We start from the raw sequence: 18,027 nt of genomic DNA on the forward strand, positions 1-18,027 counted from the left end.
CTCCTATTTATGTTGAATGTTGCGCTTGTTCAGCTCTTCCAGCTTGGCAGCCAGTGTTCGGCAGATGTCCTCCAGCGGGCCAGGCTGACAGAGGTCCTTGTGACGACAAGCAATATCATGACGCTCCAATTGGCCTCCGATATATGCATTCCACATTTCCGGTTCAATCGGGTCGAACCATTCCGGAATAATGGTGGAACGGAAGAAGATCAGCTCCCCCTCGAATCGGGATGGCGTGTAGGCCCCCAAGATTCGTACGGAATTTTCATAGGTCTTCCGCAGCTTCATGATGGTTTCTTCGTCCAAACTCGCCAGCGCACTGCCCTCACTGCGCAGTATGCGCATAGCTGTTGCCATATCCAGCGGCCCATCCCCAATGCTGTCCGGATCATAGCCACCCAGTGCAAGCAATGCGGTTAACGCTTCTTCCTCATCCGGTTCTCCACGAATCGGCAGATAATGGCTCGGATACGCATCCAGCATGGCGAGGAACTCTACTTCTTCGCCTTCGGACTCCAGCTGCACCGCCATGGCCTGAGCAACGTTACCTCCGAGAGACCAGCCCAGCAGACGGTAAGGCCCTTCAGGTTGTATCGAGCGGATATGACGGATGTAATCGGCCGTCATCTCTTCCAGTGTCGGCGGAAGTTCCTCAATCTCGGCAATGCCTCTGGCCTGTAACCCATAGAGCGGATACTCCATGCCCAGATGTTTCATCAGCCCCGCATAACACCAGCTTAGCCCTCCTGCTGGATGGACACAGAATAGGGGCAGATGCTTCCCATGCGTTCTAAGCGGCAGTAACACCTGAAGCGAACTTTTCCCTGAATCCGAATCCATCTCCAACCGCTCTGCCAGTCCCGCTACGGTGGCTGTTTCGAACAGAATGCCGATTCCCGGCTCCCGGCCCATAGCCTCACGAATGCGACTCATCAGGCGAACAGCGAGCAGGGAATGCCCACCCAGTTCGAAGAAACTATCGTCGATGCTTACACTTCGCAACCCCAGTACTTCGGCAAATAAATCACAGAGGATCTGCTCTTGCGGGTTACGGGGTGCTCTGCCACCTGTCGTTAACTGCATCTCCGGTGCAGGAAGTGCTTTGCGATCCAGCTTGCCATTCGGAGTAAGCGGCAGGGTCTCCATCGCAACGACCGCCGATGGAACCATATAATCGGGAAGGCTGGCGGATGCATGACGACGCAAAGCAGCAGATTCCAGCTCCCCCCCATCTGATGCCGGAACGATATAAGCTACAAGACGCTTATCTCCCGGCTGATCTTCACGGACAATTACTGCAGTCTGGGCCACGCCTGAAAATCTTGCCAGTGCCGCTTCAATCTCGCCAAGCTCAATACGGAACCCACGTATTTTCACCTGCTGATCCGCCCGGCCCAAATAATCGAGCGAGCCATCGTACAGGCGCTTTGCTAGATCTCCCGTCCGGTACATGCGGGTACCCGGGGGGCCATATGGATCAGCGACGAATCGCTCTGCTGTAAGATCCGGCCGATTCCAATAACCACGGGCCAGGCCCGCTCCGGCTACATACATCTCTCCGGTTACTCCTGTCGGTACAGGCTCCAGATGATCATCCAGCACGTATACCCGAAGATCCGGAATAGCGCAACCGATCCAACTGCTCGCCCCCTCCGTAGAACTGCCTGCATGCAGTTCCTGGTAGCTAACGTGAACCGTCGTCTCGGTGATGCCATACATATTGATGAGTTTTGGTGCATCATCCGCATGACGTTCATACCAATCGGCCAAGCGGCCAAGCTCCAGTGCCTCGCCTCCAAAAATCACGTAGCGGAGCGCGAGCTGCTGCCCCCAGACCGGATTTTCCCGATCCGCCTGCATGAGTTGGTAGAATGCGGATGGCGTCTGGTTCAATACGGTTACCTTTTGCTTAACAAGCAATTGCAGGAACGCTCCCGGTGAACGGCTGATCTCATGAGGCACAACGACCAATCGCCCTCCATGCAGCAATGGTCCCCAAGTTTCCCACACGGAGAAATCAAATGCATAGGAATGGAACAGGGTCCACACATCGCTCGCGTCAAAATGGAACCAGTGCTGCGTAGCATCCAACAAACGGATGACATTGGCATTCGGAATAACAACCCCTTTGGGCTTACCTGTCGAACCTGAGGTATAGATCATGTAAGCCGGGCTCAGCTCAGTTACACGTCCGTTACGTTCACTGTCTGCCGGATTTCGCTCATCCATGGCTTCCAATTGCCACAGGGTATGCGGATCGTCCATATTAATACACTGAACTTCCGCTACCTGCGGAAGCAAGGCATACACCTCTGTACTCGTTATCATCACTTTTGGTGCTGCATCTGTCAGCATATGTCTCAATCGGTCTGCCGGATAATTCGGGTCCAGTGGTAGATAAGCTGCGCCTGCTTTGAGTACGGCAAGAATACCAATGACCATCTCCACCGAGCGAGGCAAGGCCAGCGCCACCATCTGTTCCGGCCCAGTACCTTCAGCGATCAGTAACCTGGCAAGCCGGTTGGCTCTTGCATTCAGTTCCCCGTAGCTCAAGGTGATATCCTCATAATTCAGGGCTGTCGCTTCCGGATGGGCTGCTGCTGTTATTTCAAACCGCTCAGCTATGGTCAAATGCGCATCTTCACTCAACGTAAAGGACCCGTCCTTTTCAAGCTGCGCCTGCTCTGTCGGAGTCAAGACATGAAATCTGCTGATCCGTTCATCCATCTGTTGCACTGCATCCTCAAGCACCTGAATCCATCGGACCACAAGTTCGCCTGCGGTAGATTCCCGGAAGAGATCCGCACTATATTCCAGCACACCTTCAATTCCGGCTGGAGATCCGTTATGCTCACGCCGCTCTGTCAGCTCTAGCGTCAGATCAAATTTGGATGAACCCACACCATGCATGCAGGTTTCCGCCGTAACACCCGGCAGATCGAGACGAATGTCCGGTGTATTTTGCAGTACAAGCATCACTTGGAAGAGTGGATGTTTGGAACGGGATCGCGGCGGATTTAACACTTCAACCAATCGTTCAAAGGGCAAATCCTGATGTTCATATGCAGCCAGATCGATCTCCCGCACACGGGCCAGCAGTTCGCGGAATGTGGGATCACCTGAAGTATCGGTACGCAGCACAAGGGTATTAATGAACATGCCAACGACTTCATCCAGCGCATCATCGTTGCGTCCGGCAATTGGTGTTCCTATTGCAATATCCGTTCCTGCCCCCATTCGGGTAAGCAGCAAGGACAGTGCCGAGTGCAGCACCATGAACAGGCTGACTTTATTCTCACGTGCGGTTACCATCAGTTGCTCATGCAGACGTTGGCTGATCGTAAAGGGAACTGACCCGCCGCGGTAACTGGACACGACTGGACGGGCATAGTCAGTAGGGAACGTAACCTGCTCCGGTAAATGGGCCAGCTGGTTGGTCCAGAATTCCATCTGCCTTGCCATCAAACTGTCCTGCTGCTTCTCATCCCCCAGCAATCTCTCCTGCCATACCGCATAGTCGGCATATTGAATGCGAAGTGGCTCCCAAGCAGGGGCAGAACCCCGCAAACGTGCCGTATAAGCCTCCGACAGATTCCGGATCAGCGGCGACAATGACCATCCATCTCCGGCAATATGATGGAGCAGCAACAGCAGCACATGCTCATCTGCCCCGGTTCTGAATAATTCGGCGCGGATGCCCGGCTCAGTGGAGAGTTGAAAGCTGTAGCGTGACGCTTCTGTCAGAAGCTCGGGAAGCTCCTCCTCGGTAGCAGCGGTTACATTCCATTTCACTTTGACATCAGCGGCATTCAGGATATGCTGGCTCGCAGAACCCAGTTCAGGCGGATACAACGTTCGTAATGTCTCATGACGGTGTACAATATCCTGTAGAGCGTTCTCCAAAGCATCCGCATCCAGCTCCCCGGTCAAGCGGGCAACCAGCGGAATATTATACGTCGGATTGGCGCCTTCCAGACAATACATGAACCATAATCTCTGCTGGGCAAAAGAAAGTGGAAGCTCGCCCTGACGTGGAACAGGCTGAATAACAGGTCTCACCGATTTCGTCTGATCCAATCGTTGGGCTAGTCCTGCTGCGGTTGGAGCTTCAAATACACTGCCAATGGTTAGATCTGCACCGAAAACATCACGGATTCGTGCTGTAATTCGCCCGGCAAGCAGGGAATGTCCACCCAGTTCAAAGAAATCATCGTCAATGCCCACACGACCTACACCCAGAATTTCAGCAAACAGACTGCACAGAATTTCCTCCTGTGGTGTACGCGCCTCCCGTCCATTGGCATTTGATAGCAAAGTGGGTACAGGAAGCCGTTTACGATCGATCTTTTTATTCGGTGTCAGCGGCATCTCGGGCAGCAGCATGAATGCAGAAGGCACCATGTAATCCGGCAACGCATCAGCTACATATGCTCTCAGTTCTGCCAGATCCATACGATTTTCGAGTTCATACTCAGCTACTACATACGCTGCCAGCCGCTGGTTTCCCGGTTGGTCTTCGCGAGCCATGACCGTGACCTGAGTTACGCCCGGATATCTGGAGATTACCGATTCGATCTCGCCCAGTTCAATTCGGAATCCTCTAATTTTGATCTGATGATCTGCGCGACCCAAATAATCGATGGAACCATCCGGCAGCCATTTCGCCAAATCACCTGTGCGGTACATCCGACTGCCTGGCTGACCGAAGGGATTGGCTACAAAGCGTTCTGCGGTCAGATCAGGCCTGCCCAAATACCCCCGCGCAAGTCCCTCACCCGCGATATACAGCTCCCCTGCTACACCCGGAGGTACTGGCTTCAAGCCTTGATCCAACACATATAACTGCGTGTTGCGAACCGGACCACCAATCGACGGTTTCCCCATTGCCCCTGTCTCCAGTGCTGCTGCCGTCGAATAAATGGTCGTCTCGGTCGGTCCGTACTGATTATTGACGTGACACCCCAGCTCCTGCAAAGAAAGCTTCAGTTCCACCGTCAATGCCTCTCCTCCGGTAATCACGGTTAGCCCGTCGAATCGCCCCGGACGGCTCGTCACCAAAGACTGCCATAACGTAGGCGTGGCCTGCATGATGGTGGTTTCCCGTTCTCTCATCTTCTCAGCGAGAGCTACCGGATCAAGAATTGTCTCTTTATGTGCAATATCCAGCCGGGCCCCCGTCGTAAGCGGCAGAAATACTTCCAGTACGGATATGTCAAAAGCAATCGTCGTTACCGACAGCCAGCGGTCCTGCGGACCCACCCGTAATCTCGTCTTCATATCCTCAAGCAGGTTCGCCAGCCCCAGATGGGTTACGGCTACGCCCTTGGGCTTACCTGTGGAACCTGAAGTATAGATAATATAAGAAGGATTGAGCAGAGAAGCTGTTCCTGTCAGATCATCACCTTCGGGATTCGTTTTGAGCTGGCTACTGACTTTCATTGCCATAGCCGGTTCATCCATCACCATGACAGGTGCACTGGACAGGGTCGGCAGATTGGAAACATTGCTCATCACCGTCACTACACAAGCAGGCTTGGCATCCTCAAGCATGTAGATCAGGCGCTCTTCGGGATAGTCAGGATCAAGCGGCAGATAAGCAGCCCCCGTTTTGTGAACAGCCACAATGGCAATAATCACGTCCAGTGAACGGGGCAGAGCAATGGCTACCTTCTGTTCTGGTCCTGCCTGATATCGCTGTATCAATTCATGCGCCAACTGATTCGCCCGTTCATTCAGCTCCGCATACGTCAGGGATTCCCCTTCGAATGTCAACGCCGTTGCAGAAGGCGTGCGGCGGACCTGCTGTTCAAACCGTGCTGCCGAATGGCTGTCGGCTGGCACCTCTCCTGTTCCATTCCATGTAACCAGTACTTGCTCACGTTCGAAAGGGAGCAGCAATTCCAGACGCCCAACCGTTTCCGTCTCCATCCCTTCCTGCATCACCTGGTTCAGAAGCTGCATATAACGCAGCTGATGGTTCAGCAGTTCGGAATCACTGTAGATGGACGGATTGGCATCAAAATCAATACTTAGCCCATAACCATGACCCTGGTCCACCACATGAATGGACAGATCATCCACCGGACCCGTGGACAGATTATGAATCATGCCGCGCTGCCCCGCGAAGTTCAATTCATGGTGGAATGGCATCACATTAATCATGGGTCCGAACAACCGACGATTCTCCCCAAGCAGCTTGAGATCACGCCGCAGATCCTGGTGACGATAGCGCTGATGTTTGCGTACCACCCGAATCTCCTGGACAACCTGTTTCAGCAACTCTGACACGGTCATTGTTGACTCCACGTTGAGACGCAGCGGAAGCACGTTCATGACCATGCCCGGTACCCGAAGAGATGCTGATCCCAATCGGCACATTACGGGCAGAGCCAGCACAACGTCCGTCGCCCCTGTCATCCGGTGAACGTAGATGGCCGTTGCCGCTATAAACAAATCCGGCCAGGTCGAACCGAACCTTGCCGCTGCCGCCTGCATTTGCTCGCGCTGTGGCTGTGTAAGCAGACCGCTCTGCCGCAGGAAGTAGGTAGATGTTCGCGAAGCTCGTTCCCCCAGACTGACAACATCCGGTTTGTCTGTGTAGCGGTCCATCCAGAACTGACGATCCTGCTCTTTGTCCGCCGAGGCAAGATACGCCTCGTCTTCCTGAAGAACGGCGGATAACGAGCCGAACGATGCCGCTCGCTGTACTTGGTCTGCAGCTTCCCCTCTTACACTTGCGGAGTATAGGCTGGCCACCCTGCGGGTAATGAGTGAAACACCATATCCGTCAATCGCAATATGATGAATGCGCTGGTACCAGTAATAACACTCATGGCTCACCTGGAACAGCGCCTCCGTGAAGAGTTGCCCTGTCGCCAGATTGACGGGATGGGCCAGATCCTTTTTCATCCACGTCAGTGCTGCTGTATGGGGCTCCGCTTCTTCCCTCACATCAATAACATGAAATGTCCATGTATCCGTGGCATTCAAAGACTGCCACGGACCTTGTTCATTTTCGCCATAAACCATATTCAGCGACTCAGCTTCCGAAACGGTCTGACGCACACTCTCTTCGAATCGTCTGGCGTCTACGTTGCCCTGAATGACCACATACTCGGCGGTGTTGTACATCGGATTGTCCGGATTCAACTGCTGCGCGAACCAGATGCCGGACTGTGCAGAGGATAGGGGCCAAGCCGTGTTCCGACTGTGCGGCGTATGCACGGCCCCGCTCAAAAGTAGTCTCCGTTCGGGAGTACTTTCGTATAGGCCTTATCCAGCAACGCCGCCCATGCAGCCAATGTAGGCAGTTCTGCCAAATCCACAAACGTTATTCCCGCTCCTTCCACACGAAAGCGCTCAGCCAGATTCATAATACGAATGGAATCCAGTCCCCAGTGCTGAATCAGATCATCATGCTCTCCAATGTGGGCAGGCTGCTCCTGCAGCATCTCTCCGACCTGGTTTCTCAATGCTTCCAATGTCACATGGTCAACGCCATGACTTCCCTCCTGGAGCCTCTCCGCTACAGATGCCCTCTGCTGCTCAGCCTCCGATACAACCTCCTGAGCAGGTGAGGCATAGGATTGGCCCTCTTGCTTACCCGCCTCGGATTTCAGCACTCCTCCAATTATGTCTGTGGCTGAATCATTTAGAGCCTCAAGCAAACGCCCGGTTGTCAGTGTTACCGCGCATCGTTCTGCTGCATACGTCAGAGCCATGCGATGTTTTTCAGCCGAAAAATCAGCTACTGCATCCGCAACCAGGAATGCCTGAATGTCACGCATAAAGGCTTCACAAGAGGTCATCAGACATCCGATATGGGCATAAATGCCGCAGACGATCAGTTGATCGCGACCATGCTGCTGCATGAGTTCAAACAATTCTGTCTTTTGGAAGGCGCTGTATCGCCATTTGGTCATGAAGGTATCTTGCGGAGCGGGTGTGAGCGTTTCAATAATTTCTTTTTGCACAGGCCCTCCATCAATCCCAGCCCCCCAAAAGTCCAGCTGTAACCCGCGCTGCTCCGGTGTCTGTCCGCCCGGTTGTGCGGAGTAGACCACCGGAATGCCAAGCTCATGACACTTCGTACGAAGTTGTGAGATATGATCGATCAGCTCTACTACAGGGGATTCCCCTGCCGTAAAGGCGTTCATGAAATATTGCTGCATATCGTGAATCAGGAGTACTGAGCGCTTCGCATCCGGCGTCCACGCTACCTTGTTGCCAGGAAGCTCCGACTCTATAGGCATTGCATAAGGTTGAATCTTTGGAAGTGCCATGAATATCCCTCTTTTCACCTATATTTATCCCAATCTTGTTCATGGTTCATCGTTGCCCTGCAACGCTATCGTTCAGGAATCACTATCAGGAGATGGGCTGTTTGGTGGTAATCATCTCGCGTAACGCTTTTTTGCTGACCTTGCCAACTTGCGTCTTGGGAAAAGATTGTACAAACTCAATCCGATCCGGGATCTTATAGCTGGCCAGTCCCCTGTTACGCAGAAAAGACTTGATCTCGGCAGCAGCCGGAACCTCACCACTCGGCACGATAAACGCACAGGAACGCTCACCCAAATATTCATCCGGCATGGATACAAGTGCCGCATCATGTACGGCAGGATGGGCCAGCAGATGATTTTCCACTTCCTCGGCTGCCACTTTATCGCCGCCACGGTTAATCTGATCCTTCGCCCGTCCTTCCACAACGAGATATCCATCAGCCGTAAGGCTGGCAATATCCCCCGTACGGTAGAAGCCCTCCGTGGTAAAGGATCTGACATTATGTTCGTCTGCCTTGTAATAACCTCGAATCGTGTATGGTCCCCGCGTCAGCAAATGTCCCGATTGTCCCTGTTCCACTTCAATGTCCTCGTCATCCACGATTCGTACTTCGTCATACGGAGACATTGGCTTACCCTGAGTGTTAACGATGACATGCATCGGGTCATCCAGACGGGTGTAGTTCACCAGTCCTTCTGCCATGCCGAACACTTGCTGCAAGGTGCAGCCAAGGACAGGTTGGACACGCGCAGCTACCTCGGCGCTGAATTTGGCTCCCCCAACCTGAAGCACCTCAAGTGAGGGAAACTTGATCCCCCTTGTAGCCGCTGAGTTCAACCATATGAGCGCAAGTGGTGGTACTAGAGCCGTGATAGTCACCTGATGGCGCAGAATGAGTGGAAAAGCTTCATCCGGGCTTGATCCCCGTGACAGCACAATCGTTCCACCCGCGTACAGCGTACCCAGAAAACCTGGTGAGCTCATCGGATAGTTATGTGCTATAGGCAGCACGGCCAGATAAACACTCTCCGGGCTAAGCCCGCAGACCTCCACACTTCTACGCAAACTGTAGATGTAGTCATCATGGGTGCGGGGGATCATTTTGGACAGCCCGGTACTTCCACCGGACAACTGTAGAAAAGCAACGTCGGAAGAAACCGGCTCATCCGGCAATTTAATCGGATCTGCATAGACATCTTCCAGAGCCGTGAATCGCCCCGCTTCTCCCGCCACGAATACATGCTGAAGCCCCGGGACCTCTGCCTGAACCTCTTCTGCCAGTGTTCGGTAGTCAAACCCTCCGTCCTGATCAGGAATGACGTATGCTACGGCTTCGGAGAACCGGGCAAAATACGTGATTTCGCTCTTCCGATGCAGAGGTAGTGCGTATACAGGCAGTGCACCAATGCGGAATAAAGCGAAACACACCTCGATAAACGCTGTGATATTGGGCAGCTGGATAATAACTCGATCATGCTGTCGTATTCCCTTTGCATATAAGCCAGAAGCCAGACGATCCACCCGTTCGTTCAGCTCCGCATAAGTTAATTGTTGTTCACCGCTGATAACGGCTACTCGATTGCCATATAGATCCGCGCGCTGGCGTAGCATTTTTCCAAACGTAATGCCTTCCCAGCAGCCTTCCTGACGATAACGCTTTGCAACTTCTTCAGGCCAGGCCTGAAATCCTGATAGCATCACTCATGCCTCCTTCATACTGGACACAGATGAATTCAAGCCCATGGCAAGCAGCATCGTTCTGAACTTCGCTGAGGTCTCTGCCAGCTCCGCTTCTGCTGTGGAACCTGCAACAATACCTGCTCCAGCGAATAGTTTAAGGGTTTTGCCTCCCACTTCCGCACATCGGATCGTTACGGCCCACTCGCCGTCACCGTCACTGTCACACCAGCCCACCATGCCGGTAAATAGCCCACGTTCGAACGGTTCCTGCTCTCGGATGGTTTCCCGGGCGGCCTGGACAGGCGTGCCGCAAATTGCAGGTGTAGGATGAAGAGCAAAGGCCAGTTCCAAGGACGATGTATTCATGTCGGCAAGCTCCCCGTGAATTTCCGTAGATAAATGCCACATGGTCCGTGTCTGGATCAAGGAAGGTTCTGCCGGGACGGATAGCTGCTTGCACAGCGGACGCAGTGCTTCCGCGACAGACTCAATGACTACGGCATGTTCATGGCGATCTTTGGCTGAAGCCAGTAGCGCTTCTGCGCGGCGGCGGTCCTCAGCCGGATCTTCACTCCGGGCAGCAGACCCGGCAAGTGGATTGGCTCTGACTTTGGACCCTTTTCGGGTAACCAGCAATTCGGGACTTGCCCCGATGTAAGTCCGATGGGTTTCTTTCCCCACCTCAACATTGGCACGTTTATCCGTTGTTATATTACTTTTTAAAGAAGGGAGATTCGTAATCGGAACGGCAAATGTATACCCATGTGTGTTATCCCTGAACAAATTACGGAGTAATTGATGCGTGTCCACGAAGCTCTGTGAAGTTATCTGCAGCGTACGGGATAGAACAACTTTGTCCAGATTCCCTAGGTTCAGATCAACCAAAACGTTGTTGACGCTTTGCTGAAATATAGCTCCGGCAGGTTCTTCACGCACCTTACAACCCAATGCGACTGGACGTTTTTCCACCTTTGCTCTGGAGTCCGGGGATAGCGGTTCAGCCCATTGCACCGTCTCTGGCACAAATAGCTCAGTAGAAGAATCAAGCGGATCAAATGGAATGGCCCCGACCACCATGGGTTTGGTTTGCCCTGCACGTCTGGCCTCATCCATAAGCTTTTCTATTCGATCAATGAAGAGATGCGTTTCTTCGCCACGCTTTTGCTCACTAATATCCATGGCAGCATAAGAATTTGGGTTGTTTTCATCTGTAACATTTACATCAGACCATCGAATTCGTTTCCCTTGAGCCAGCAAGGTATGTTGCGGCGAAGACCAGAAAAAGGACGTCCCCTCCCGATATTGATCCAGAAGGTGTAAGGCGGAAGCTGTAACAACGGTACCCGCTTTTGACATGATTATCATCTCCTTATCTTGATTCAGGCACCCAGCGTGGCGCCTCCATCCACACACAAGTCATGCATCGTAATATGTCTGGCCTGATCCGATACCATAAACAGCACACTATCCGCGATATCCGATGGCAGGGCCAGACGGTTTAGCGGTATGCCCAGACGGTAATCCTCTTGGGAACCAGCGATAACCGCCTGAGCTCCCTGCTCGTCCTGCCATAATGCTCGCTGCATGGCAGTATCCGTCGAGCCTGGGGACACAATATTGCAGCGAATATGCTGTGAGGCGTACTCCAGGGCCAGGCATTTGGTGAAGATGGTCGAAGCCGCTTTGGACGCTGCGTAGGCAGACATATGCATCCGGGGTACGCCCGAAGCATTTGAACCAACTGTGACGATCGCCCCCGATTGACGTTCGGCCATGTTTCGTACCACTGCACGTGACATGTAAAATACGCCATGCGTGTTCACATCAAAGGTCTTTGTCCATTCCTCATCACGAAGTTCACTCACTGCCCCCGTGTAGAGTACCCCTGCTGCATTCACCAGAATGCCAATGGGGCCCACGGTTTCTTCAATTAGTTGAACGACTGCTTCGACGGCTTGGTGATCCGATATATCCACAGGACAGGCTGTTGCCTGATGGCTCTGATTTCGCAGATCTGTGACCAGCTGATTCAACTGATCCTCGCGTATGTCGACAGCGGCAATTATAGCCCCTTGCTGCGCAAGCAATCTCGCCACGGCCTCACCGATGCCTTGCGCAGCGCCGGTAACCACGGCTACTTTTCCATCAATCCCTGTGTAACTCACTCCTGTTCCTCCCTTAGCATTACTGCTACCTCTCCTGTTAGAGAGATATGTTAGCCTGCTGAACCCGATTGGCTCATCCGTAAATCCGTAACATTTCTGTCCGCTTGTCTTTCGCCCAATCTCCCATACCGATCCCTCTGATTGAAAAATGCTCCGTCTCTTTCCACCTACGACTCCGGGCTGCAGGCAAAACGCATCGTACGACTAATCAGAAACGGCAATACGGATACATGATTCTCTTCTTCAAACTCGGTATATTTAATGTCCAGACCCGGCTGATTCAGCGCAGATAACCGTTCCGTAAGACTCGAAGCCTTATCATTGTTGCGCGCAGGATGTGTCTTCTCCTGTTCACCCATGCCAATCCACACCTTGACGTTCACAGGATGCTGCTCCAGCCGTGCGACAAATTCCTGTTCCTCCGCCTGCATGACGTTCTGATTCCAGTGAAGCGAAGGGCTGCCTGCAATGTAATAGTGAAAAGCTTCCGGTTTCTTGAACAAGGTATGCAGCACGAACAATCCACCAAGCGAATGTCCAAATATGGCCTGTCTGCTCCGATCGATCCGGAACTGTTGTTCAATATCCGGTTTCAGCTCCTCCTCAATAAACTGCAAGAACTCATCGGCCCCGCCCTGTTCCGGCAAAGGGGTTCCGTCCGACTTCCGGGTATATTCCGTAGTGGCCTGCGGGGTAAAGTCATAGTATCGGTGCGGCGAAAAAGGGCCTGACGTTGGATATCCAATGCCAACAACAATGGCCGGAAGTGCTCCGGTCTTCTCCGGTCTGCGTCCCTGTACACGAACGGCTTCCACCATCGTTCCGAACACAGAGTTGGCATCCAGCAGATAGATCACCGGATACCCCGAAGGCGGTGGCGCTTCTGCCGGTTGGAACACCATGATCTGATAGGCATGATTGCCGTTGCGGGATTTCATGGTCCATTGTTCGGCGCGCGGAATCTGTATGGTACTGCGTTCGATATGTTTAAGGGGGTCAGATGCGGGTTGATTGGGCTGAAACGTCATTACGGATGGTTCCTCCTCGTTGTTCTGCGTATATAAGTTGAATACTGAACTACACATACACTCCGCCGTCAGAATAACCTTCCAATCGCTGTTATCTCCAGATTTCCTCTATCCCCTTTTATAAAGGGAGAAATCCGGAGATAAAGGCGAACGCTCCGCTTCTCCAGGTTGTTTCTGACGTCTCCGTTTCTGTGTAGTCATAAACTCAACTTATACTGTTATGTTTAATAATATTATTGAAATGTGTGAGATTGATTCTCATTACCAATTATAAGAGAGTCGATCCGGCTGTCCCATGGACGATATCCAGAAATGATTTTGATTATCTCCATATTTCTATATTTGTGTAATCGACCTGGTTGCACGTAAAAACAAAAGAACTCCCTCACGGCATACCTGAAACGCTGGAATCATGTCCGGTTTCGGGTGCTCCGCGGGGAGCTGTACTTCTCATGTCATATGGAAGATCAATTCATTAATAAAATTCCTGGGTTATTGCGTTAACGCCTTCAACGTATCGTCAATGACATGACCATAAGCGATCAAACCTCCACCCAGCCACGGGGCCGGCTCCACAGCGTATACATGTCCTGCCTTAACCGCAGGCATGCTATTCCAGACTTTGGTATCCGTCAGTTCTTTCATGCTGCCAGGACCTTGTTCCACCGTAAAAATAAAGTCGGCATCAATCTCAGGCAACACCTCGGTAGACACCGTTGCGCTGTTCTCGGTTTGCACCAGTGCAGGCTTGCCAAGCCCTAATTGCTGATAAACCACATAACCGCTGAAATAGTTACCGCCCATCATGCTGATACCCCGAGGAGCAAAACGAATAATGGCTGCTTTCTTGCCCTCGGTCACTTTTGCGAGCTTGGCTTTCGCGTCATCGACCTTCGCATGGTACGTCTCAATGGCTTTTTCAGCCTCAGCCTTTTTGCCCAGCAAATCGCCGATTACCTGCAAAGACTTCTCTACATCACCTGAAGCATTCGTAAATACGTAGGTGGGTGCAATTTTGGAATAACTCTCATATACACCGTTCTCGGCATATTGGGCCGTGTGTAAAATGATAAAATCCGGATTGTACGCCATCAGCGCTTCCGGGGAGGGCAATCCGCTGGAGAAATCGAGGGTAGGTATACCGCTCAGTTGATCCTGGAGGTAAACATGCCCTTGCGTTCCGCTTGCCCATTGGGCTACCGGTTTGATACCTAGTGTCAGCAGAGAATCCTCCAGGTACGGTGCAAAGACACGCTCTGTATGCTCAGGAACGAGTACATCATGTCCCAAGTCATCTTTTACCGTTCGTTCACCTGTAGTTTCTTCCTTTGCATCTTCTGCCACTGACGTTCCAGATGATGCCGTGGTCGATGCCTCCGTTGTTGGCTGCTCTTTCTGTGCTTCTCCCGCATTTTCTGATTTGGTACCACAGGCAGACAGCAGCCCCGTAATCAATACCAGTACGAGCATGGCCGAGAAACCGGCACTACGAAATGGACGAACGGAACGGAGTCCGTAATCTTTTTTCTGTTTAAACATGACTTATCCCCCTTGATAAACATTCTCATTTAGATAGATGGATTATATGTCATGTTGCCCGGGAATCACCATGGACGTTATCCAGATATACATTTGGACAATATCCCGTGAAAATCAGCAGAGCTTCATCCAGCATACGCATCACGCCTACGGCGGAGTAATCAAACCAGGGATCACCTGTAATCAGATGAATCTGATATTGCTTTACTGCCTTAAGCTGACGCCATACAGGCGAATGTTGTAAGCTGAGCCAGTATGCCCGCGATGCTGCCTCAGGACACACCATAACGAGAATCCGATCCGGATTTAGCAAAGCCAGCTGTTCCAATGTTAACGGCGTGTTGGCCTGAACATCAGGGAACGTATCCAGCCGTAAACCATTATCGTACAAAACCTCTTCAATACCCGGATTACGATATAGATATAGATGCTGCCCGTACACTCGGACAACGATGACCTTCTCCCGGCCCACTTTCTGCTGTACGGAATCGCGCGCCTTCTGGACTCGTTGGTTGTATACACTGATCCATTGTTCCGCCTGTTCTTCCCTCTCCAGAAAAGCGGCAATCATGCGTAACTGTGCACGCCAATCCAGGTGATACTTCGGCACAAAACAACAAGGTGCAATCTCAGCCAGTTTGGCCTGATCCTGATCACTGATCTGATCCGTACCCACAACAGCGTCCGGCCGAATATGAACCAGTCGTTCCACGTTGGCTTCAAATCTCAAGCTGGTATACGGATCTGTCAGTCTCAAGTGTGACTGAATCTCTGTACGGTGCGCGTTATAATAATAAGCGGTCCATTTGGGATCAATCGGCGCAGCGACAGGCATGACATTAAGCGCCAGAAGCTGTCCAATGATGCTGGAGGAGCAGGTGGCGATGCGTTTTCTCGCATTTTTGGCATAATCCGAAGGAGATACGCCCACTTCCTTTTTAAATTTGCGACTAAAATAATACTCATCGCTATAGCCTACCCTCAGCGCGATTTCACGAAGTTTGTACCCGGTTTCTTTCAGATATCGTTTGGCCCGATTGATGCGAAGATCGGTCAGATATTCCATTGCACTCTGTCCATAGGTCTTCTTGAAGAGATCCACGAAATATTTCGCACTGATATTGGCTTTGTGGGCGAGATCCGCAATAGACAATGGTTCGTCATAGTGCTCGTCCATATATCCTTTTACCTTGGCAAGATCCGTCTTGGGACTGCGGCCGGTAACGGGCAAGTGCGCAGAGGTCTGCGAATCATTTTCCAGTAACATAAGGCCACTCCTTTCGATCTGCTTGATCGGTTTGATATGAGATGTACAGTGAATTAAAGCTGTTACTATATCGCCTTAACGAAAATGATAATCATTATCAATTAAAATATCACATTCTTTTCCATTCAGTCAATTCATATATGAAAAAACGGACACAATCCGATGTTAAGACAATCCAATAAACGCCGAAAAAGCTAACTGCATGCTTGAGCACGAGTTAGCTTTTGATGATGAATTGCATGATTGGATTGGATTGGAAAAGTTGAAGTGAATTAATCCCGGCTCCGCAGCTTGCCAAGCAGACGAATGATTTCAATATATAACCATACCAACGTAACCATTAATCCGAATGCACCGTACCACTCCATATATTTCGGAGCACCGTTGTCGGCACCACTTTCAATAAAATCAAAATCAAGCACCAGATTCAACGCGGCCACAATGACGATTACGACAGAAATGCCAATTCCGATCAGGCTATTGTCATGCAGATAGGGAACGGTAATACCGAAGAAACCAAGTACAAAACTCAGGAGATACATGATCATGATGCCCCCGGTTGCAGCTACAACACCCAGCTTGAAGTTCTCCGTAGCTTTGATCAGTCTTGTCTTGTATGCCATCAGCAGCGCGATGAATACTGCCATGGTCAATAAAGCAGCCTGCAACGTAATGCCGTTGTACAACGACTCATACGTAGCCGAGAGCGCACCCAGAAACAGCCCTTCTGCGACCGCATAGATCGGTACAAGGTAAGGCGCCGCAACAGGCTTGAACGAAATAATCAATGCGAGGATAAATCCGGCGATTGCCCCTCCGTATGCGAGAGGAAGCACTTCCTGCCCATTGAAAAACATCATCCAGGTTGCAAATGCACTGCCCAGCAGGATGATCAGCGTAATAAACGCCTTGTTTACCGTACCGTTGATCGTCATGTTACTTTGATACCGATCATCTCCATACCCGCTGGAGTTTTCAAATGTACTATCTTTGAGTGTTGGGTTACCGCTACGTCCGATCAAAACAATCACCTCTTCTATGTATTTGGTTCATCCTGTACTACCATCTCTACGTTCTACATTGCTCATTTTACGAATTACATATTAAAAAAATCTAATGCTACTAAGCAGACGTGGGATGCAATCCGCAGATCACATCCTTGTCTGTTGACGCAAGGTATAGGCTATATGTCCCAAACGTTACGAAGAATACTTTTACACTTATTCTGCACATTCCATCATTTGATTCTGATTCTTATCGCTCTTGGGCTATATTCGAGATACCTATTTGTACAGCACCTTGTCTACATTGTATTTCGCACGCATCGTGTTGATGATATAGGTCTCGTAAATTTCGCGATCGACCGGATCTTCAATAACACACACTTCGATGGTGGTTACTTCCTCGCGGTGTGACTTCATGGGTGATACGGTATCTTCAAAATGCTTTTTGATGCGCGGTCTTAATTTTCGTGCTTTACCGACAAATAACAACTCACCAGCGGCATTGTAAAACATAAAGATACCGCCTTTTTCCCTTGTAATCAGGTGGAAATCGGTGAATCCATAAATGTGGCTGAGCTGTGGGTCAGCCTGCTTCGTGATGGTGACATCTGGTGTTGGCACAGTAATATTAATCAATAGGCTCACTTCCTCGTTATCTATAGGTTTACATCCTATCATATATCCCATAAGGACACCATTTCATTCTATATGACGCACAATTCACGCTTTTTTCAACTATTACGACAAATATTTCAAAAAAAAGGTTAACTTCCCTGATTCAAAGTGGTACTATAGGGGTATGAGGAAGAATTTGGGCACTAAGACATACGTCTTTATATCTACTTCCGTCTATTGTACCCTATGATTGATGATCTTTTTCATACTGAATTCTGTTACGCGCGCACGACAGGAGTACAGTTAGCAAGAACCCAGACCTATAGCTTTCCGATTCAACATCTATTCGACCCTTGCAGCAAGCAAACGAAGAAAGATCCTAGAATTTTAACTGGCCATTGTAGAAATGGATTCACTTAGAAAGCCTGCAATTATAGCCGTACGAG

10 protein-coding genes are annotated in these 18,027 nt (G+C 50.9%); all 10 read right to left on the reverse strand.

What is annotated here, in order from left to right:
• Nucleotides 1-3: 3 nt before the first annotated feature.
• Nucleotides 4-7,236, reverse strand: a complete 7,233-nt coding sequence (locus JNUCC31_RS13525; protein ID WP_228469647.1) for an amino acid adenylation domain-containing protein — start codon at nt 7,234-7,236, stop codon at nt 4-6.
• A complete protein-coding gene (locus tag JNUCC31_RS13530; protein ID WP_192271861.1) occupies nt 7,233-8,282 on the reverse strand; it encodes an isochorismatase family protein in 1,050 nt (349 codons plus the stop codon). The genes JNUCC31_RS13525 and JNUCC31_RS13530 overlap by 4 nt, the downstream gene beginning before the upstream one ends.
• Before the next feature lie 85 nt (nt 8,283-8,367).
• Nucleotides 8,368-9,981, reverse strand: coding sequence for a (2,3-dihydroxybenzoyl)adenylate synthase (locus JNUCC31_RS13535; RefSeq protein WP_192271863.1), 1,614 nt, complete (start codon nt 9,979-9,981; stop codon nt 8,368-8,370).
• A gap of 3 nt (nt 9,982-9,984) precedes the next feature.
• On the reverse strand, nt 9,985-11,319 hold the full coding sequence (gene dhbC / locus JNUCC31_RS13540) for an isochorismate synthase DhbC (RefSeq protein ID WP_192271865.1): 1,335 nt from the start codon (nt 11,317-11,319) through the stop codon (nt 9,985-9,987).
• A gap of 23 nt (nt 11,320-11,342) precedes the next feature.
• A complete protein-coding gene (locus JNUCC31_RS13545) occupies nt 11,343-12,128 on the reverse strand; it encodes a 2,3-dihydro-2,3-dihydroxybenzoate dehydrogenase (RefSeq protein ID WP_192271867.1) in 786 nt (261 codons plus the stop codon).
• Between the two features lie 167 nt (nt 12,129-12,295).
• Nucleotides 12,296-13,156: an alpha/beta hydrolase gene (locus JNUCC31_RS13550; RefSeq protein WP_192271869.1), complete on the reverse strand. Its 861-nt coding sequence runs from the start codon at nt 13,154-13,156 to the stop codon at nt 12,296-12,298.
• 492 nt (nt 13,157-13,648) lie between these two features.
• On the reverse strand, nt 13,649-14,695 hold the full coding sequence (locus tag JNUCC31_RS13555) for an ABC transporter substrate-binding protein (RefSeq protein WP_228469648.1): 1,047 nt from the start codon (nt 14,693-14,695) through the stop codon (nt 13,649-13,651).
• Nucleotides 14,696-14,744: 49 nt separating this feature from the next.
• Nucleotides 14,745-15,962: an ABC transporter substrate-binding protein gene (locus JNUCC31_RS13560; RefSeq protein WP_192271871.1), complete on the reverse strand. Its 1,218-nt coding sequence runs from the start codon at nt 15,960-15,962 to the stop codon at nt 14,745-14,747.
• A gap of 272 nt (nt 15,963-16,234) precedes the next feature.
• Nucleotides 16,235-16,984, reverse strand: a complete 750-nt coding sequence (locus JNUCC31_RS13565; RefSeq protein WP_192271873.1) for a Bax inhibitor-1/YccA family protein — start codon at nt 16,982-16,984, stop codon at nt 16,235-16,237.
• 261 nt (nt 16,985-17,245) lie between these two features.
• The gene (locus JNUCC31_RS13570; protein ID WP_062323036.1) at nt 17,246-17,602 is read right to left on the reverse strand and encodes a nucleotide excision repair endonuclease; all 357 of its coding nucleotides are present in this window, start codon (nt 17,600-17,602) and stop codon (nt 17,246-17,248) included.
• Nucleotides 17,603-18,027: the final 425 nt, after the last annotated feature.

Origin of the sequence: Paenibacillus sp. JNUCC-31, from assembly GCF_014844075.1 — a bacterium.
GTDB lineage: Bacteria > Bacillota > Bacilli > Paenibacillales > Paenibacillaceae > Paenibacillus.